Here is an 18708-nt window from a genome sequence, read left to right as displayed (position 1 = left end):
ACATGCTAACAATCAAAAAACTACAAATTTATGGCTTTGGTAAGCATGAAAACGTGACGATTCCCTTAAATGAAGGCGTTACAATTTTTTATGGATTAAATGAGGCAGGAAAAACAACGATTCAGCAATTTGTTTTACAAATGCTCTTTGGCTTTCCAACAAGACAGCAGACACAGCGCAAATATGAACCAAAAGCATCGACGAAATTCGGTGGTCAGCTGACACTATTACACCCTATTTATGGTTCATGCATTATTGAGCGTGTGAAAGGCAAGGCTGCAGGTGATGTTACTGTTTATCTTGAAGATGGTACAACAGGACAGGAGGAGCTGTTAGCTAAGCTTTTATATGGCTATTCTAGAGCATCCTTTGAATCCATTTTTTCCTTTTCATTGCATGAGCTTCAGGGCATTGAAAAAATGTCTGAGGAGGAACTAACACATCTTCTCCTCTCCTCTGGTACAACAGGTATCCAGCACTTGTCTGCTCTTGAGAAAAAAATGGATAAAGAGGCCAATGAGCTATTTAAGAAGACAGGTAAAGTTCCAGTAATCAATCAAAAAATTGAGCAGTTAAAGCAACTCGAGCGAATGATTAGACACGAGCAAGGTAAGATCCAAACATTTGAGAATAAATTACAACAATTGCAACTTCTTGAGCAAAACCTTGAGAAACTTTATGCCACTCAAAAAAAGCAACAACAACAATGGCAATACTTAACGGTTCAAAAGCAGGCCTTGCCTCTTATCAAGCAACAACAGATGTTGCAGCAAGCATTAGGTAATGATCCGCATGTTCAATTTCCAGCAGAAGGTGTAAGACGATATGAACAAGTAAAGGACCGACTTTTACATGAAAGTCAGCAGTTGCTGCAATTAAAAGAACAATATCAATTGCTACAGGACAAAGTGCTCGCGACAGTGAATGAGCAAACTGTAAATGAAATGGGCCGCCTTATGCAAAAAGAGGCAACATGGCATCAGCTGATCGTGAAGGAGAAAAACTTACGGGATGATCTCTTTATGCTTGAGCAAGAAATAGATGCGCAGTTTCGTTTATTAGGTGTGCAAGAAAAAGAGGCACAGAACATTCTTCTTGGAGAAACAGTATCCTTACAGCAGGAACAGCAATTTCAACAGCAATTAAAAAGGCTGGAGGAGGCGGAGGATGAGCTAAAGTTTCATTTACATTCGCTAGAGCAAGTCCATCAAGCATTAGATGCCATAACGCAACAAAAGCAAAGGCTAAAGCAGGAGTCATTAACAAAGGAAGAAGAACATATTTTAGCACAGTGGCCTCAACAAAAGCGGAGGCTAGAGCAATTGCGTGCTGCCAAATCGCAACGGACTAAACAAAGGCAGCCTAATTATTTTTCCTTGATGATTTTATTAATTGGTTTATTATCATTTGTTTATGGGATATTCCAAAAAAATGTGGCAGTGGCCATTATTGGTGCTATTTTGACCATCATAACCATTTGGTTGATAAAGTTTGTTAGACCAGCAACGGAGACGTCCGATAAAGAAAATAGTCACCTCTTACGACAATTAGAGCAGGATGAAATGACTGTACAAACTATACTCCTAAAGAAACAAAGATTGGAGGATCGTTGGTTACATGTCCATGAACAGCAAAGTGAGAAGGAGCAACAATATGCTCAATTGGAATATAAAATTCAACAAGCGGAGCTGGAGAGTGAAGAAACTACGCAGTCATTGCAGCAATTTTTAAAACGCTATCGATTACAAGGTACGATAGCTAGAACGTTAATGCCCGAATTATTTATGCGTATACGAAGTGTTCAAGAATTGGCGGTTAAAAGGGAGGGCTCAATAAGCCTTTTGCAAGAAGTTCAGGATGAAAAGAACAGCCTTTATGAACAGCTTCAACTAGTATTAAATGAAAATTATAATGAACATGAAATATATATGTATCTACGAACAGCCTATCTGGACGCACAGCAACAGCAACAGCAAGTGCAGCAAGCACAAGCTCAGCTAGCTGACATCAAGATTAAGCTACAAAGTGGACAAACACGAATAGATCGTTATACAGCTGATATGATGCAGCTATTGAACGAAGCGGAGGTGCAAAACGAGCAAGCTTTTTATGAGAGATATGAGCAATTTGAGCATCAAAGAAAAATAATGACAGAGCTTCAAACGGTTCAGGCTCAAATAGCCTCGTTGGATTTATCTGAAAATGTTGGTTTAAAAGAGGACTCTGTTATCGAGGATATGCGGGTTTTAGAGCAGGAGCAAGCTTCTTTGCAAATGGATATAGACCGATGTCTTGAACATCGTGCTGCATTGCAAATTGAAAAAGAACAGCTATTAAATGATGAAAAATATGGCCAACTACTTCAAGAGTTTGAGCAGGAAAAATCGGAGTTACAGCAAATGATTGAGCATTGGGCAACGAAAAAGGCTGTGGCGACTGCTATTCATGAAACATTATTTCGTCTTCGGGAAGAAAAATTACCACATGTTTTATCGAAGGTTAATGCAATATTCCAATTACTTACAGGAGGGCGCTACGTTCAACTTACGATTCACGACGAAGGCTACTTTATGGCGCAAGATGTGGCGGGAATCCGTTATCAAATGGTTGAATTATCGCAGGCAACTAAGGAGCAAGCCTACATTGCATTACGTCTGGCACTTGCACAAACGTTGATAACCTCTGCGCCATTCCCGATTATTATGGACGATCCGTTTGTCCATTTTGATCGAAACCGTACAGACAAAATGGTACAATTAATGAAAGAAGTAGGATATGAACGTCAAATTTTATATTTTACTTGCCATGATGAAATGCTCAAACATTGGCCAAAAGAGCAAATTATAGATGTAGGAGCACTAGCAAATGAAAGGGGAGTGGCGTCAACATGAAAGGAATTACAACGCTTCAGGTTGGAGAATCAGTGGATCAATATTTATTAATTAAACAAGCGACAAAAGGAGTTACTACTGTTGGGAAGCCATTTATGTCGCTAATATTACAAGATAAAAGTGGAGATATTGAGGCTAAGCTTTGGGATACAAATGAAGATCATGAAAAGATGTATCATGCTGAAGCCATTGTACGTGTCGGTGGAGAAATTCACGACTATAGAGGGAAAAATCAATTGCGTATCAAAGCTATTCGTGTGGCAAAGCCAGAAGAAGGAGTTGCCATTCATGATTTAGTACCCTCCTCTGCAACACCAAAGGAACAACTTTTTGAAGAATTAAATCAATTTTTCTTTGATATTAAAAACCCAAATATTTCACGTATTACGAGAGCGGCCATTAAAAAACACCAGGATGCCATTTTAGTGTTCCCAGCGGCTACTAAAAATCATCATGATTATGCTTCTGGCTTATTAGATCATATGGTGTCTATGCTAAAACTAGGTAAGGCCATTGCTGATTTATATCCGACTCTTAATCGAGATCTATTATATGCAGGTATTATTTTGCACGATATTGGAAAAGTGGTGGAGCTGTCTGGACCAGTTGCCACGACGTACACAGTGGAGGGAAACCTTTTAGGACATATTACGATAATGGTGAATGAAATTGCTAAGATTGCTAATGAACTAGAAATTGAAGGTGAAGAAGTGATGCTTTTGCAGCATATGGTTTTATCTCACCATGGCAAAGAAGAGTGGGGTAGTCCGAAAAAGCCGATGGTTCAAGAAGCAGAAATTTTACATTATATTGATAACATCGATGCTAAGATGAATATGCTAACTAGAGCATTAGGTAAAACAGCACCTGGTGAATTTACAGAGCGACTATTCCCTCTGGATAATCGATCATTTTATAAACCAACATTTTAATCTTTCAACACATTATTTGTGAAATTTTAGTTTCAAAATAACTGGATGAGCTAGCTTTTTTATAAGTCTATCTATATATCTGTGGAATTTCAGTACCTATCCATTGTACCAGTACTGTATTTATTTTAGAATATAGGAAGAATTTATAGGAATGGGGAAAAACAATGGATAAAGAGGGACTTGTTTCACGTAAAATAAAATTTTGGAAAAGCTTGATTTTCAAAATGATACTAGCTATTGGTATCAGTTTATTTATTAGCTCACATATTTCTGAGTTCGTCAGCCAACAAATCGAAAAGGTAGTGGCGTTAAATGGTAGTGCAGGAGTGGCCATTAATACATTTATTTCGCTATTTATTGGTACTGTTATTATTTCTTTATGTACAAGGTATATCGTCTTAAAACGTGTAAAGCGCGTCTTAAAGGCAATGACGGAAGCTGCGGATGGCGATTTAACAGTTCGTATAGATGATAAATTGAAAGATGAAATTGGTCAATTATCAACGGAATTTAATCATATGTTAGAGCAAATAGGTACAGTTATTGAAAAGGCGAATAAAGCATCTTCGGATGTTTCTACTTTTACAAATGAATTTACTACTATTACTGAGCAAAGTAGTAACACAGTTGAAACCATTTCTGTTGCCATTAGAGAAATTGCTGCTAGTGCAGAAGGGCAATTGAAGCAAATGGACTTATTATCGGACTCCGCTAACTTAATTTCCAAAGATATGGACCATGCTTCATCCGCAGTCCAGGCAGTTGCAGATATAGCGAATGAAACGAATCAAAAGGCTGATTTAGGATTACAGTTAATTGAACAAACGATTGGAAAAATGAATACCATTAATGAATCTGTACACCAATCAACAGAGGTTGTTAATGCGCTAGGGGAAAAATCGAAGGAAATTAGTACTATTGTGGCACTAATTACAAGTATTACGGATCAAACAAATTTGCTTGCACTGAATGCTTCCATAGAGGCGGCACGTGCAGGAGAGGCTGGAAAAGGATTTGCGGTTGTGGCAGATGAAGTAAGAAAACTAGCAGAGGAATCTGGGAAGGCTGCTGACAATATTAGAACATTAGTAGATGATATCTTAAGTCAAACATCAAGCGCAGTTTCTGCTATTAATAGTGGTACACAATTTGTGGAGGAAGGGCGAGAGGCTGTTGAGCAGACAGGTGGTGCCTTTAAAAATATTGTAGATTATTTACAACAAATTAGCCAACGTACCAAGGAAGTTACGGATATAGTATTGCGTGTAAATGACAAGGCAAGCCAAACCGATTCTGCAACAAAAGAAATTGTTGATATTGCAAATAGCACATCTTCAGGTATACAGCATATCGCGCTCTCTATAGAGCAACAAACTGCGTCTAACGAGGAAATTGCAAGTGCAGCAAATGTCCTTCAGACGATGTCGAATGACTTACAAGCCGAAATAAGCCAGTTCAAAGTAAAATAACAAAAGAGAAAGGGAGCATCTGTATGATGAGATGCTCCCTTTTTTTGAGGATGTCGCTCTTTAAATGGAAAAGGACATCATCTGAATTATTTAGATTCTTTATCTGTATCTTCTGCTTTGTCGCTAGATTCTTCCTTAGAAGCTTTTTCTTCTGCTTTTTTAGCTTCTTCTTCAGCCGCTTTAGCTTGTTCTTCACTTGTAGTCGTAAAGAATTCTAGGGAATCTTTTAAATCTTTATCAGAAGTTTTAACATTCGCATCTTTTGCCATTTTCGCAACGATGTCTTTTAGAATAGTTTGTGCTTCACCTGTTTGGTTCAGTTTACTTAACATAGTTGTACGAATTTTTTCTTCTTCATCTTTAAATGAACCAACATCTTTCACGTCACGTTTCTCCGTAATTTCGATTACGTGATAACCAAAGCTAGATTTTACCGGCTCACTTAAAGTGTTTAATTCAAGCGCATAAGCAGCATCGTTAAACTCATCAACCATCGAACCAACTGAGAACCATCCAAGTTCGCCGCCTTTTTGTGCAGAGCCTGTATCTGTAGAGTACTCTTTTGCTACATCAGCAAATTTAGCGCCACCTTTTATTTTTTCAATGACTTCTTTTGCTGTTTTTTCATCTGCTACTAAAATATGACGACCATTTAGTTCTGTTTTCATTTGCTCGTAGTATTTTTTCACATCTTCTTCTTTAATGGCTTGGTCTTTTAAAGCTTTTTCTTGAAGAAGTTGAACGCGTAATGAATCTTTAAAGCCTTGCTCTGTTAAGCCACTTTCAGCTAGTGCTTGTGCAAAACCATCACCAAATTGTGAAGCTGTTGTATCGTAAGCTTCTTTAAGTTCTTTATCTGTTACTTCATATTTGTCAGACAATACTTTTTCAGTCACCATTTGCTGTAATACATATGAGCCTGTTAAAGATTTGGCTTTTTCATTAAAGTCAGCAACTGAAATATCGCCAACTTTAGAAGTAACGATTGCTTTGCTATCTCCGCCGCTACACGCACCAAGCGCTAAAACAGAAGCAGCTAAAGTTAAAGATAAAACTGTCTTTTTCATAGTGGATATTCTCTCCTAACATGGTTTCGTCCATTTTTTACTATAACATAAACGTTTTAAAAACAAAATGGTTCCCCCTTGAGTATTGCCTATATTTCAAATTTTGAAGCGCATAGGATATAGAAAAGAAAGGGGGTGAAGTTATGGGCAACGGAGGATACGGTGGCGGTGGCTACGGCTCAGGCTTTGCTTTATTAGTTGTGTTATTTATTTTATTAATTATCGTTGGTGCAGCGTTCCTATACTAATTAATAAAACAGTGAAAAGCTAAGAGCTCTTTTAACTCTTAGCTTTTCTTAACAATGTTAGTACTTCACGCCGCATGCCAAAGATCCAAGCCGTTAGTAATGGTTTGAACAAGTTGTTTAATGGGGACTCAACTTATCTTGTAGCGTGCGGACGTGAATGTATTTTACTTTTCGATTGTTATACTGCATATAAAATTTCAATATAAAATGAGACAAGTAAAATGGTAATAAGTATATTTATAGTTCGGAATATTTTTGGCTGGTTTTCTTCGGGAATTTCACGTCGCATACATAGAGCATATGTCATACGGTTAATTTGAAATAAATAGAATACCGAGAATAGAACTACAATCATTAATAGCAAGTCTATTCCTCCCCTCTTTCAATAGTAATAGCATAACAAAGAACGCCATTAAAAAACAAGTACAAGCAATTTAGTGAACAGTTGGTGGAACTAAAATCTCATAGCCCTTTGGTGTTTCTTCAATTTGTGAGTTTTTTGGTGAATTCAATAAATATTTCACGTAAAGTATATCAATTAAACATAGACTACAGTGATATGCTAACAGCAATGTACCGTAATGTGTATAGGCTGGTAGTAGCCAAGTACCTATGATAATACTAGTATTGAGAACGATAAAAGGCGTAAGAAGTGCTAGTATATAGCGATTTTTGGATAATGGCTCATGAATACGCATGTGTAGAACAGGAATTAGATAAAATTGCGTACGGACACGCAATTTAAGATGCTGTCGTAAATCGTACAGAGCTAAAAAGTGTAGAAACTTGTGAACCGGATAAAGTGTTAATACGGCTATTACAAAGAGCCAGAATAAATGATCGGTGTAGTGCTCTTCATTAAATAAATTAAACGTCACATACGATACGGAAAAAACGGATAAAAAAGTAATAACACCCATTATAATAATACGCGTAGTGCCGTAATGATGTTCAAGATTTAAAATTTTCCAACAGTGCATAGTTTATTATCAACTCCGAAAATAGGAAGTGTCCTATTTAATGTAAATTGAATTGTCTTAGAATGCAAGAGAAAGGAGGTACTTCAGAAATATTTCTGAAATACCTCCTTTCACATAATTTATTCCTGCTAGCACAACAAGAATCCCCATGAAAATATCTGTACGATAGTTTTATTTATCCTTTTACAGTTGGACGTTCTTCAAGCGTGTCAAAGGAATCACGAAAATGCTGGAAGGAGCGTTCAAAAATATCGATGAAATCCTCACCATAAATATTACGAATGACAGCCATTACGTCTAAAAAATCTGGGAAACGGCCATATAAGTCCTTTAAGGCCAATGATCCTTCTAATACAGAATGATAAGTATTATGGTAGTTTTTATTCATCTCTACAATGAGCTCTGTACCAGCTTCAGTTAGCTCAACATACGTATTGCGCTTATCGTCATCTCGCTTTGAAAACTTAAGGAAGCCACGTTCTTCTAATTTTTTGGAGAAATTGAATGCTGTAGATACATGCATGACTCCAAACTTTGCTACATCGGAAATAGATGCCCCTTTTAAATGATAGGAAATCCACAGAATATGGTGTTCATTAATATTTAAATCATAGGGTTTAATCCATTGTTGCCAATCTTTTTCAACCGCTTTCCATAGTGCTTTCGATAATTGCGCGATTCTTTGACTATAAAGCATAGCTTCTTTTTGTGTGTATAATTCCTCTGACAATACCATCACCTACTGCTTTCTTTCACATTTTTAAAAATATTATAGCAGTAAAGAAAAAAAGTTTAAAGTTAGAAAAATTCAAAAATTGAAAAGTGGTTAAAAAATAATATTATAGCAATAGTTTTTGATGAAAAAATAGATAAGTAAGCTCCTAAAGAGGACTTTAGTCGCTTATTTTTTTCTGTGGTTTTTCCTTGTTTTCTGTGAATTGTGCAATGTTTTTCTCGATTTCGCTTATCGAATTCTGTAAAGCATCTAATTCTTGTTGCAAATTATTTTTATTTGGCTCTATTTCTTCTGAAAAAGTGGTAATTGTTTGTTTTAAATCATTTATTATTTGTGGGATATTATTTTTAACTTCGTTTGTTAAAGTATTGACAGAGTGTTTCACAGTCCCTACTTGTTGTTTAACATCGAGGAGCATGCCTTTTGTTTGATCTACGTTTTGTTTTAAAGTTGTACGTAACTGCTGGCCTGATTGTGGAGTTGAGAACAAAACAGCAGCTGTTCCACCGATAATACCTGTTGCTAGTCCAATTAAAAATGGTTTTGCTTTCATAATATATACCTCATTTCTTGTCATGTTTATCTACTATTAAACCATGAAAAGCATGAATACAAAAAGAAAAAGAAACTGAACGAGTGATAGATCATCACAGTGCAGTTTCTTTTAAATGTTTAAAGTCAATAGTTATGAAATCTGAGAAATGGCTGTTACAAATTTAGAGCGCTTCACTAATTTTGCTACAATAGGATAAATAATAGCAAAAGCAACGACATTAAATGCTACAGCTGGAAGGACAACCCCAATAAATAGCATTGTAAACGTTGCACCTACATTTGCATTGAAAACAAAAAGTGCTGCTGCTAAAAAGACTGTACCTGATAGAATAGTACCCAAACCAACTAAAAATGCAGAGACAGCGAAACTCTTTGCTATCCTTTTTAGAATAACTAAAGCAGCTAAAAACACAAAGCCTGTCACCGCTTTATCAATAATGTTCGGAACTAGACCAGCAGGAAATGTTGTGAACAAACCTGAAAGTACCCCTGTTGCTAGCGAAAGTAAAAACGTTTCTTTCACTGTAGGAAATAATAAAATGCCAATGAACATCATTGTTAACATGAAATCAGGCTTCATGCCATTAATCATTCCCGGTGTCACGACATATAGTGCCGCTCCGATACCAACTAAAAGGGCCATTAATACTAAATTCTTTGTATTCATTTTTAATCTCTCCTCGACTGAGCTAATCTATTAGTTTCCCAACGTGTCCTCGTGACCGTTAGCGAAACTTATTTGTGATTGTACGCTAAAATTTTTATATTTGCAATACAGTAATTGGGTTATTAAAATGTTAATATATGACAAAAAATTATAAATGAGCTTTAATATTTTCGGCCACATCAGCCAATTGTTCAGGTGAATATTTTTGCGTTTGCCAAACTAAACCTAAGCCTTCTTTTTCGTCATAACGCGGAATAAAATGTAGATGATAGTGGAACACAGTTTGTCCAGCTGCCGCCCCATTATTATTAATTGTATTCAAACCTATTGGCTCAAACGCTGCCTTTATGGCATTCGCAATCTTCGGTGCAACAGCGTATAAATTACGTGCAACATCCTCTGGCATTTCGTATAGATCTTGGCAGTGATGCTTTGGAATTAGTAAGGTATGACCTTTTGCAACTGGCGAAATGTCTGTAAATGCATAGACATGTTCGTCTTCATAAACTTTTGTACTTGGAATGGATCCATCGATAATTTTGCAAAATAGGCAATCGCTCATGAGAATTTCCCCCTTAACGTATATGTAAATTCATTCTATCATACTCAAACCTGTATCATTTGCTAATTTTTGATAAAATATAAAACAAGAAGAGGAGTGAGGATATGTCAGTATTAGAGGTACAGCATGTGACAGGTGGATATACAAGAAAACCTGTTATTAAAGATTTATCTTTTACTATTGAAAAAGGAGAGCTTGTTGGCTTAATTGGCTTGAATGGAGCTGGGAAAAGCACAACGATTAAACATATAATTGGAACAATGTTGCCAAAGGAAGGGGATATTTACCTTAATGGGGTAACGCTAAAGGAAGATACGGACAAGTATCGTACAGCCTTTTCTTATATCCCTGAAACCCCCGTGCTCTATGATGAGCTAACATTAAGGGAACATTTAGAATTAACAGCGATGGCTTATGGTATTGATAAGGCAACTCTAGATGCTCGTTCTGAGGTACTTTTAAAGGAATTTCGAATGGAGAAAAGATTAAACTGGTTTCCTTCGCATTTTTCAAAGGGAATGCGTCAAAAGGTTATGATTATGTGTGCCTTTCTAATTAATCCTAGTCTTTATATTATTGATGAACCTTTTGTGGGGTTAGATCCTCTGGGGATTCAATCATTATTAGATCAAATGGATGAGAAGAAAAAAGAAGGTGCTTCCATATTAATGTCTACGCATATCTTGTCAACAGCCGAAAAGCATTGTGATCGAATTATATTATTGCACGAAGGAAGAGTTCGAGCACAAGGAACGATGGCCGATTTGCGTCAAACATTTGCGATGCCTAATGCAACGTTAGACGATCTTTATATTGCAATGACAAAGGAGCGGGACCATGAAGAACTTGCGTGATGTATGGTCCTCTCGCTTCATGCATTATATAGGAGAAGTACAAAAATATATGCAATTTATTTTTACAGGGCATATTGCCATTGTGCTTGTATTTCTAATTGGAGCAGGAGGCTACCAATATAGTGAATGGTTGAAAGTTGTACAGACAGATTTCCCAGCTGAAATACTTATTGCTGTTTTTATAGGCATTTTATTGGCTTTTAGTCGTCCTACTACATTATTGAGAGAGCCAGACCAGGTATACCTATTGCCCCTAGAATCTAAAATGTCACATTATTTCAGCAAGGCTTTAGCTTGGACATTTTGGTCTCAGGTGTGGATTGTAGCAATCGTCTACATCGTCAGTATCCCGTTATTAAAAGCAGTGACTGATTTAACAACAATTGAAATTTGGTCCATTTTCATACTAGTGATTGTACTGAAATATATAAGTGTTCGAGGAGAATTTAGCTATCGATATAGTGAACGTGGTCAAATGGTTTGGGTGGACAGGCTGATTCGAGCAATAATATTTGCTGCAGCTGTTTATATGGGTCTGCAAGCTCAGTTGCTCCTAACCATTGTGGCTACAGTCATTAGCATCATTTATATGATTGTCTTTAGAAAAAAATCTGTCGGCGAACCAGTACCTTATGAACATTTTGTAAAGCTTGAACAAAATCGTATGATGAGTTTTTATCGTTTTGCAAATTACTTTACAGAGGTACCCCATCTACATGGAAGCATTCGACGTCGAGGATGGATGGACTGGCTCTATAAATTCGTACCATATGGTAAAAAAAATTCTCAAAAATATTTGGTGTTTCGCACCTTTGTCCGTACAGATGATCATTTTTATTTATGGCTCCGTCTTACGGCAATTGCAGGAGTGATTGCAGCCTTTGTAGACATTCCGATAGTTACATGGATTGTAGCTGGGGCACTAAGCTTTGCAACGACTATTCAATTAAAGCAAGCATTACTATCAAGTGGAGAATTCCGCATGGATATGCTGTTTCCATTGCCAGATAATGCTCGTCAACTAGCTGTGAAGCAAATTGTACGTCTAGCTATGGTTACACAAGCAATCATCGTTGGATTATGTGCAATTACACAGCCTATGTTTTACATTGTAGTTGTTATTGTTTTAGTAATTAGCGAATTGACTGCGAAAGTATCTAAATAATGAAAAGCTCATTTTCCCAGTACTGCACTGAGAAGATGAGCTTTTATTTGTTGTAGATCTATTCTGATTGCTCTTTGGGCATAGCACTATAAGTTGTTACGTAGGAAGCTGCTGAGAAAATGTTCTGCTGATTTACTCCTGTTGAATCATCTCTTTTAGCATGAGCTTTTTCAAAGGCTTTAGAGCTTTTCCAAGCTTCAAATGAGTGTGGTCCATGCCATTGAGTCATGACAATATAAGTGTCACTTTTGATGGGACGAAGTAATCGGTAGGACTCAAATCCTGGCTCATCTTCAATGGCATGTGAGCGTTGTAAAAAGCGATGCTCGAAAACAGGGCGACCTTCATCTGTTACGGGAATATTATTAAGAACAAAGAATCCATGTTCTTCTAGCTCGTTTACCGAATCTAACACTTCAAATTTGCGGGGTGTGGCAAAAACAGATTTTCCTTCTGTTTCATGAATTAATACGGAGTTTCCCTCTCCGTGAATTAAGATCATATGCTCATTTGGATACTTATTTTTCAGTTGCTCTAAAAAATCACCAGTACCAGAAGTTAAATAAATATTCATCAATTTATCCTCCTTATGAATCTTGCTAATTATAGCGTGATTATACCCTTTTTAGCATAAGTCTAAGCTTTGACTAAAAAGAATCTGTCTAGAATGAACAATTTTATGACATTTCACTAGGATAACTATACAATAACAGAGGAAGCGTTTACTATTGGAAACGGATATCAATAATAATGGAATAAATAATACATTTTTTTCTTGATTCAGCAAATGTTTTTTGTACTAAAACAATGGATAAGATACAGAAGACTCTTTCCGCTATAGAAAGTGGTAAGCCCACTGATTCAAGATAAAGTCTCTGATGGGTATTGCAGATTTTGAAGAGAAGCTATTTGAGTAAACAGAAAGAAATCTGGAAACAATTACCCGAGAGCGTATGGATAGTAATGAATTTATCGAGGGGAAGGAATTATTCATGACAACTTTTAACGACACACTTCTGCGTGCTGCTCGTGGAGAAAAAACGACACACACGCCAGTATGGTATATGCGACAGGCAGGGCGTTCTCAGGCAGAATATCGTGCCATCAAAGAAAAATATTCTTTAGAGGAAATTACACATCAACCTGAACTATGTGCGTATGTCACTCGTCTACCTGTTGAAAATTACAACGTTGATGCAGCTATATTATACAAGGATATTGTCACACCTCTACCTGGAATTGGCATAGATGTAAAAATTAAAGCAGGTGTTGGTCCTGTTATTTCTAATCCAATTCGTTCAGTTGCAGATGTAGACAATTTAGGTGAATTCAATGCCAAAGAGCATACTCCCTTTGTACTAGAGACTATAAAAATCTTGACAGAAGAGCAATTAAATGTCCCGTTGATTGGTTTTGCTGGAGCACCATTTACACTAGCCAGCTACATGATTGAAGGGGGTCCTTCTAGAAACTATAACAAAACAAAATCATTCATGGTGTCAGAACCGCAAGCTTGGTTTGCGTTAATGGATAAACTTGCTGACATGATTATTGCAGATGTAACTGCCCAAATTAAAGCTGGTGCAAAAGCAATCCAAGTATTTGATTCTTGGGTGGGTGCTTTAAATGTGGAGGATTACCGTGTATTTATAAAACCAATTATGACGCGAATTTTTGCGGAATTACAAAAAGAAAACGTGCCATTAATTCAGTTCGGTGTTGGTGCAAGTCATTTAGCGAAGGAATGGAATGATTTACCGATTGATGTTGTCGGCTTAGATTGGCGTTTACCAATAAAAGAAGCACGCGGGAATGGCATTACAAAACCAGTCCAAGGTAACCTAGACCCATCGCTATTATTGGCGGATTGGTCAGTCATTGAAAAACGAACTAAGGACATTATCGATCAAGGTTTAGAAATGCCAGGTCATATCTTTAACCTAGGCCACGGTGTTTTCCCTGAGGTTGATCCAGTGGTCTTAAAACGTTTAACGACACTTATTCATGAATATAGTGCACAACAAATACAAAATCGTTCTTAAAAAAGCGAATTCAAATGTGAATTATGTCCTTTTCTATGTATGAAATTTTTATCATAGAAAGGGAGCTGTCCAAGATAATAGATTGGACAGCTTCTTTTTATCACATAATGTATAAAACATAAAACAATTTTAGAGGTGAAAAGGGTAATGAAAGAAGTTAAAGGCTTATTGGTAATGGCATACGGAACACCTTATAAAGAAGGGGATATTGAACCTTACTATACACATATTCGTCATGGTCGCAAACCTTCGGAAGAGCATTTAGAAGATTTACGTAGTCGCTACGAAGCGATTGGAGGTTTATCTCCTTTAGCGGCAGCAACACAGGCACAAGCTGAAGCATTGTGTTCCCGCTTAAATGAAGTTCAGGATACTGTAGAATATAAATTGTTTATTGGTTTAAAGCATATTCATCCATTTATTGAGGACGCAATAGAGCAAATGGTGGCAGAGGGCATCAAAGAAGCGGTATCCATTGTTTTAGCTCCTCATTTCTCAACATTCTCTATTAAATCTTATAATGGCCGTGCTGTAGAAGCAGCAGGGGATCGCTTAACGATTACATCAGTAGAATCTTGGTATGATGAACCTAAATTTATTGAGTATTGGAAACAACAAGTCAATGATACGTTTAAGTCAATGTCAGAAGAAGAACGTGAAACAGCTTGCTTAATTGTTTCAGCGCATTCACTTCCTGAAAAGATTAAAGATTTAGGTGATCCTTATGAGGATCAATTAATTGAAACAGCTCGACTTATTCAAGAAGCAACTGATTTGAAAAACGTTGAGGTCGGTTGGCAATCAGCAGGACAGACGCCAGAGCCTTGGATTGGTCCAGATGTTCAAGACTTAACACGCGAGCTCTATGAAGAAAAAGGCTTCCGTTCATTTGTTTATACACCAGTAGGTTTTGTAACAGAGCATTTAGAAGTGTTATATGATAATGATTTTGAATGTAAAGTTGTTTGTGATGAACTAGGCGCAAAATACTATCGTCCGTCAATGCCTAATACACACCCTTTATTTATTGATGCGATGGTCGATGCGATTTATAAAAAATTAAGCTAAGCGAAAAGAAAGTGATGATGTTGGTGACTCAGAAAAGACGAAAGGTAGTTGTTGTAGGTGGTGGTATTACAGGCCTTACAGCTGCGTTCTATATGCAAAAACAAGCAAGCACAAAAGAATTGCCATTAGATATCGTACTTGTCGAGTCGTCATTACGTCTTGGCGGAAAAATTCAAACACTAAGAAAAGATGGTTTTATTATTGAGCGTGGACCAGAATCTTTTTTTGACCGAGAAAATTATGTAAATGCTTTAGCGAAGGATCTTGGTATTGAACAAAAAATCATGACAAGTAATGCAGGACCTAACTATGTGGCTGTCGGAAGTCAGTTATACCCAATCCCAAGCCATTTATTATCAGGAGAAACGCCACATATCTCGTCATTCATTACATCAGGTTTGTTTTCACTAAGTGGTAAAGTTCGCGCGGCGGGTGATTTTTTTATCCCGCGTTCCGTACAGGACGATGATCAACCATTGGGGTCATTTTTTAGAAGAAGATTTGGCGCTGAGGTTGTTGAAAACCTAGTTGAACCATTACTGGCAGGGACATTTGCAGGGGATATTGAGCAATTAAGTATGAGTTCAACTTTTCCACAGCTTTATCATCTAGAGCAAAAATATCGTAGCTTATTAGTAGGGATGAAAAAGGCAGGAACAAATTTCTTGAGTAATGATGTTATTGATGAAAATAAAGGGATTTTTCAAACGTTTAGTAATGGACTTGAAACCTTAATCGAAAGTATTGAGGAATCTCTACTTCCTGGGACAGTAATGAAAGGTGTCAAAGTGGAAGAAATTGAACATGGAAAAGATGGGTCTGTACATGTAATGCTTAACAATTTCACACATATTAAAGCAGATGCAGTAATTATTGCTACACCCTTTAATATGGCGGATAAGATGTTCAGTAAGTATAATTTGTTAAATGAACTAGGGACAATGAAAGCTGCAACTATCGCAACCGTTACAATGGCATTTAAAAAGGAGCAGCTTGGTGATTTAGACGCGCTATCTTTTTATGTCTCTCGAAATAGTGATTTTTCAATAACTTCATGTACGTGGATGAATCGAAAATGGCCGGGTACCACGCCTGATGATTATGTGCTATTACGTAGTTACATTGGTCGAGTTGGAGATGAGGCGATTGTCGCATTATCAGATACTGAGATAGAAAAAACAGTGCTACAGGATTTAAATAAAACTATCAGTATAGATGGAGAACCCGTAACGACAGTGGTTACACGTTGGAGAAATGCAATGCCACAATACACCGTTGGACATGAGGCGAAGGTCCAACGCATAAAGCAGGAATTACGAGAACATTTTCCAACTGTAAAATTAGCAGGTAGCTCATTCGAAGGAATATCCATCCCCGAATGTGTGCAACAAGGTAAACATGTTGCTGAGGAAGTGTTGGCGGAAATTTTTTGTTAGTAGAAGCAAAATAGTACAAACATTATGTTTGTACTATTTTTTTATTGCAGTAAGTTCAAAATATAAAGAAATAGCAAACTAACTATTTCATAGTTTGCTATTTCCATAACTATATTTTGAAAATTTGAATAACGTTGTTCTAAGAAATTCGGTGACATGACCAAACGATACCGCCAGAGTTTGCTCCGCCTAGTATAAGAGAGATAGTTAATCCATTGGCTTCATAGAACAAATCAATCGTATCTCCAGCATTTAAATTCACTTCTCCTGCTAAAGTGATTGTGCCATTTCCAAGAACTGCTCGTAACGTTAATACAAGTGCCACATTGACGTTTAGTACAGGGAACAGGCCACTAATTAAATTTGTAGTAGCATTTTGCCTAATTGCAAATGAAGGGTTTATTCCCGCTCCTAAAGTAACAGTAATGGCCGCAGAAGTGGAGTAGTTAATGGTTGCTTCAAAGGAATACCTACCTGTAGTTGGTACAGTGAATATTCCAGTAGTTGGATTGAAAGCAGGTGTTGTAAAGTATGGTGACGCTACACTCCAGTTAGTGATTGAAGTAGATCCACTAACTGTCAATGTGTTTTTAAAGGCAGAGAATCCTTCAGTAAACGCAGGTCCAGTAAAACCAGTAGCCCCAGTAGGTCCCGTAGCTCCAGTAAAACCAGTAGCTCCAGTAAAACCAGTAAAACCAGTAGCCCCAGTAGCTCCAGTAGGTCCGATATCACCCGTAGCGCCGGTAGCGCCAGTCACGCCAGCAATCCCAGCAGCCCCAGTTGCCCCAGTAGCTCCAGTAGAGCCGGTTACCCCGGTTATCCCAGTAGCGCCAGTAACGCCGGTTACCCCAGTAGCGCCGGTAGAGCCAGTAACCCCAGCAATCCCAGTAGCACCAGTAGCTCCTGTTACACCAATAGCCCCAGTAGCTCCAGTAGGTCCGATATCACCAGTAGAGCCGGTAGCGCCAGTCACGCCAGCAATTCCAGCGGCCCCAGTAGCCCCAGTAGCCCCAGTAGCCCCAGTAGCCCCAGTAGCCCCAGTAAAACCAGTAGCGCCCGTAGCTCCAGTAACACCAATTACCCCAGTAGCTCCAGTAGGTCCGATATCACCAGTAGCGCCAGTAGAGCCGGTAGCGCCAGTCACGCCAGCAATCCCAGCAGCGCCAGTGGCCCCGGTAGGTCCGATATTACCAGTCACGCCAGTAGCGCCGGTAGTTCCAGTAACGCCAGCAATCCCAGTAGCGCCGGTAGTTCCAGTCACGCCAGTAGCTCCTGTTACACCAGTAACTCCAGTAGCCCCAGTAGGTCCGATATCACCAGTAGCGCCAGCAATCCCAGTAGCCCCGGTAGAGCCGGTTACCCCAGTAGCGCCAGTAGAGCCGGTAGCTCCAGTCACGCCAGCAATCCCAGTAGCCCCGGTAGAGCCGGTTACCCCGGTAGCGCCAGTCACGCCGGTAGCCCCAGTAACCCCAGCAATCCCAGTAGAGCCGGTAGTTCCAGTCACGCCAGTAGCTCCAGTCACGCCAGTAGCCCCAGTAGGTCCGATATCACCAGTAGCGCCAGCAATCCCAGTAGCCCCGGTAGAGCCGGTTACCCCAGTAGCGCCAATAGAGCCGGTAGCTCCAGTCACGCCAGCAATCCCAGTAGCCCCGGTAGAGCCGGTTACCCCAGTAGCGCCAATAGAGCCGGTAGCCCCAGTAACCCCAGCAATCCCAGTAGAGCCGGTAGTTCCAGTCACGCCAGCAATCCCAGCGGCCCCAGTGGCGCCGGTAGCCCCAGTAGTTCCAGTAACACCAGCAATCCCAGCGGCGCCGGTAGCCCCAGTAGTTCCAGTAACCCCAGCAATCCCAGTGGCCCCGGTAGGTCCGATATCACCAGTAGCGCCAGTAGCGCCGGTAGAGCCAGTAACCCCAGTAGCTCCTGTTACACCAATAGCCCCAGTAGCCCCAGTAGCCCCAGTAGCCCCAGTAGCCCCAGTAGCCCCAGTAGCCCCAGTAGCCCCAGTAGCCCCAGTAGCCCCAGTAGCCCCAGTAGCC

At 38.8% G+C, this 18708-nt stretch carries 18 protein-coding genes; 9 read left to right on the top strand and 9 right to left on the bottom strand.

From position 1 onward, the window contains the following. The first annotated feature begins 2 nt into the window (after positions 1-2). The 3 genes from ACOZBY_RS20480 to ACOZBY_RS20470 all read left to right on the top strand — a co-directional run bounded on the left by ACOZBY_RS20480 (position 3) and on the right by ACOZBY_RS20470 (position 5292). Positions 3-2891: an ATP-binding protein gene (locus ACOZBY_RS20480; RefSeq protein WP_036160485.1), complete on the top strand. Its 2889-nt coding sequence runs from the start codon at positions 3-5 to the stop codon at positions 2889-2891. Beyond that, a complete protein-coding gene (yhaM, locus tag ACOZBY_RS20475) occupies positions 2888-3823 on the top strand; it encodes a 3'-5' exoribonuclease YhaM (protein ID WP_036165476.1) in 936 nt (311 codons plus the stop codon). The genes ACOZBY_RS20480 and yhaM overlap by 4 nt, the downstream gene beginning before the upstream one ends. A gap of 164 nt (positions 3824-3987) precedes the next feature. Continuing rightward, positions 3988-5292 carry a methyl-accepting chemotaxis protein gene (locus ACOZBY_RS20470; RefSeq protein ID WP_031418271.1) on the top strand — a complete coding sequence of 435 codons (1305 nt, stop codon included), beginning with the start codon at positions 3988-3990 and terminating at the stop codon, positions 5290-5292. 86 nt (positions 5293-5378) lie between these two features. Here ACOZBY_RS20470 and ACOZBY_RS20465 read toward each other — a convergent pair whose 3' ends face one another. Beyond that, complete coding sequence (locus ACOZBY_RS20465) at positions 5379-6359, bottom strand: peptidylprolyl isomerase (RefSeq protein ID WP_036217592.1); 981 nt, start codon at positions 6357-6359, stop codon at positions 5379-5381. A 143-nt stretch (positions 6360-6502) separates the two neighbouring features. Between ACOZBY_RS20465 and ACOZBY_RS20460 the strand changes: the two genes are divergently transcribed. Beyond that, positions 6503-6607, top strand: a complete 105-nt coding sequence (locus tag ACOZBY_RS20460) for a YjcZ family sporulation protein (protein ID WP_004230765.1) — start codon at positions 6503-6505, stop codon at positions 6605-6607. Between the two features lie 178 nt (positions 6608-6785). On the opposite strand, the gene ACOZBY_RS20455 is transcribed toward ACOZBY_RS20460, so the two are convergent. The 6 genes from ACOZBY_RS20455 to ACOZBY_RS20430 form a co-directional block, all read right to left on the bottom strand. Continuing rightward, positions 6786-6971, bottom strand: a complete 186-nt coding sequence (locus tag ACOZBY_RS20455) for a hypothetical protein (protein ID WP_008173337.1) — start codon at positions 6969-6971, stop codon at positions 6786-6788. 70 nt (positions 6972-7041) lie between these two features. After that, positions 7042-7587, bottom strand: coding sequence for a DUF3267 domain-containing protein (locus ACOZBY_RS20450; RefSeq protein WP_031418273.1), 546 nt, complete (start codon positions 7585-7587; stop codon positions 7042-7044). Between the two features lie 175 nt (positions 7588-7762). Next, a complete protein-coding gene (locus tag ACOZBY_RS20445; RefSeq protein ID WP_008173331.1) occupies positions 7763-8323 on the bottom strand; it encodes an HTH-type transcriptional regulator Hpr in 561 nt (186 codons plus the stop codon). A 157-nt stretch (positions 8324-8480) separates the two neighbouring features. After that, the gene (locus tag ACOZBY_RS20440) at positions 8481-8876 is read right to left on the bottom strand and encodes a YtxH domain-containing protein (RefSeq protein ID WP_031418274.1); all 396 of its coding nucleotides are present in this window, start codon (positions 8874-8876) and stop codon (positions 8481-8483) included. 132 nt (positions 8877-9008) lie between these two features. Next, positions 9009-9545, bottom strand: coding sequence for a tryptophan transporter (locus tag ACOZBY_RS20435; protein WP_036160491.1), 537 nt, complete (start codon positions 9543-9545; stop codon positions 9009-9011). Between the two features lie 148 nt (positions 9546-9693). Beyond that, entirely contained in the window at positions 9694-10107 is a 414-nt protein-coding gene (locus ACOZBY_RS20430) for an HIT family protein (protein ID WP_012292187.1), read from the bottom strand. A gap of 104 nt (positions 10108-10211) precedes the next feature. On the opposite strand from ACOZBY_RS20430, the gene ACOZBY_RS20425 reads away from it, so the two are divergent. Together ACOZBY_RS20425 and ACOZBY_RS20420 are read left to right on the top strand one after the other, a co-directional pair. Further along, complete coding sequence (locus tag ACOZBY_RS20425; protein WP_036165492.1) at positions 10212-10961, top strand: ABC transporter ATP-binding protein; 750 nt, start codon at positions 10212-10214, stop codon at positions 10959-10961. After that, on the top strand, positions 10945-12126 hold the full coding sequence (locus ACOZBY_RS20420; protein ID WP_036160494.1) for an ABC transporter permease: 1182 nt from the start codon (positions 10945-10947) through the stop codon (positions 12124-12126). The genes ACOZBY_RS20425 and ACOZBY_RS20420 overlap by 17 nt, the downstream gene beginning before the upstream one ends. 58 nt (positions 12127-12184) lie before the next feature. On the opposite strand, the gene ACOZBY_RS20415 is transcribed toward ACOZBY_RS20420, so the two are convergent. Continuing rightward, on the bottom strand, positions 12185-12700 hold the full coding sequence (locus ACOZBY_RS20415; protein ID WP_012292190.1) for an antibiotic biosynthesis monooxygenase family protein: 516 nt from the start codon (positions 12698-12700) through the stop codon (positions 12185-12187). A 418-nt stretch (positions 12701-13118) separates the two neighbouring features. Between ACOZBY_RS20415 and hemE the strand changes: the two genes are divergently transcribed. From hemE to hemY, 3 genes are all read left to right on the top strand, one after another. After that, positions 13119-14168 carry a uroporphyrinogen decarboxylase gene (gene hemE / locus ACOZBY_RS20410; RefSeq protein WP_422762649.1) on the top strand — a complete coding sequence of 350 codons (1050 nt, stop codon included), beginning with the start codon at positions 13119-13121 and terminating at the stop codon, positions 14166-14168. A 147-nt stretch (positions 14169-14315) separates the two neighbouring features. After that, on the top strand, positions 14316-15236 hold the full coding sequence (gene hemH / locus ACOZBY_RS20405) for a ferrochelatase (RefSeq protein WP_422762648.1): 921 nt from the start codon (positions 14316-14318) through the stop codon (positions 15234-15236). A gap of 14 nt (positions 15237-15250) precedes the next feature. Next, a complete protein-coding gene (gene hemY, locus ACOZBY_RS20400) occupies positions 15251-16672 on the top strand; it encodes a protoporphyrinogen oxidase (protein WP_012292194.1) in 1422 nt (473 codons plus the stop codon). A gap of 139 nt (positions 16673-16811) precedes the next feature. On the opposite strand, the gene ACOZBY_RS20395 is transcribed toward hemY, so the two are convergent. After that, positions 16812-18708: beta strand repeat-containing protein (locus tag ACOZBY_RS20395; RefSeq protein ID WP_422762647.1), on the bottom strand; the 1897-nt coding region annotated here is incomplete at its 5' end.

It is taken from the genome of Lysinibacillus sp. NPDC056220 (genome assembly GCF_049315265.1).
GTDB classification, from domain to species: Bacteria; Bacillota; Bacilli; order Bacillales_A; family Planococcaceae; genus Lysinibacillus; species Lysinibacillus pinottii.
This window is presented reverse-complemented; position numbering and strand designations above follow the sequence as displayed.

What these genes read in the sequence shown, in the direction of transcription:
- ACOZBY_RS20480 (WP_036160485.1), top strand. Translation starts at nt 3, where the DNA reads ATGCTAACAATCAAAAAACTACAAATTTATGGCTTTGGTAAGCATGAA.
- yhaM (WP_036165476.1), top strand. Translation starts at nt 2,888, where the DNA reads ATGAAAGGAATTACAACGCTTCAGGTTGGAGAATCAGTGGATCAATAT.
- ACOZBY_RS20470 (WP_031418271.1), top strand. Translation starts at nt 3,988, where the DNA reads ATGGATAAAGAGGGACTTGTTTCACGTAAAATAAAATTTTGGAAAAGC.
- ACOZBY_RS20465 (WP_036217592.1), bottom strand. Translation starts at nt 6,359, where the DNA reads ATGAAAAAGACAGTTTTATCTTTAACTTTAGCTGCTTCTGTTTTAGCG.
- ACOZBY_RS20460 (WP_004230765.1), top strand. Translation starts at nt 6,503, where the DNA reads ATGGGCAACGGAGGATACGGTGGCGGTGGCTACGGCTCAGGCTTTGCT.
- ACOZBY_RS20450 (WP_031418273.1), bottom strand. Translation starts at nt 7,587, where the DNA reads ATGCACTGTTGGAAAATTTTAAATCTTGAACATCATTACGGCACTACG.
- ACOZBY_RS20445 (WP_008173331.1), bottom strand. Translation starts at nt 8,323, where the DNA reads ATGGTATTGTCAGAGGAATTATACACACAAAAAGAAGCTATGCTTTAT.
- ACOZBY_RS20440 (WP_031418274.1), bottom strand. Translation starts at nt 8,876, where the DNA reads ATGAAAGCAAAACCATTTTTAATTGGACTAGCAACAGGTATTATCGGT.
- ACOZBY_RS20435 (WP_036160491.1), bottom strand. Translation starts at nt 9,545, where the DNA reads ATGAATACAAAGAATTTAGTATTAATGGCCCTTTTAGTTGGTATCGGA.
- ACOZBY_RS20430 (WP_012292187.1), bottom strand. Translation starts at nt 10,107, where the DNA reads ATGAGCGATTGCCTATTTTGCAAAATTATCGATGGATCCATTCCAAGT.
- ACOZBY_RS20425 (WP_036165492.1), top strand. Translation starts at nt 10,212, where the DNA reads ATGTCAGTATTAGAGGTACAGCATGTGACAGGTGGATATACAAGAAAA.
- ACOZBY_RS20420 (WP_036160494.1), top strand. Translation starts at nt 10,945, where the DNA reads ATGAAGAACTTGCGTGATGTATGGTCCTCTCGCTTCATGCATTATATA.
- ACOZBY_RS20415 (WP_012292190.1), bottom strand. Translation starts at nt 12,700, where the DNA reads ATGAATATTTATTTAACTTCTGGTACTGGTGATTTTTTAGAGCAACTG.
- hemE (WP_422762649.1), top strand. Translation starts at nt 13,119, where the DNA reads ATGACAACTTTTAACGACACACTTCTGCGTGCTGCTCGTGGAGAAAAA.
- hemH (WP_422762648.1), top strand. Translation starts at nt 14,316, where the DNA reads ATGAAAGAAGTTAAAGGCTTATTGGTAATGGCATACGGAACACCTTAT.
- hemY (WP_012292194.1), top strand. Translation starts at nt 15,251, where the DNA reads ATGATGTTGGTGACTCAGAAAAGACGAAAGGTAGTTGTTGTAGGTGGT.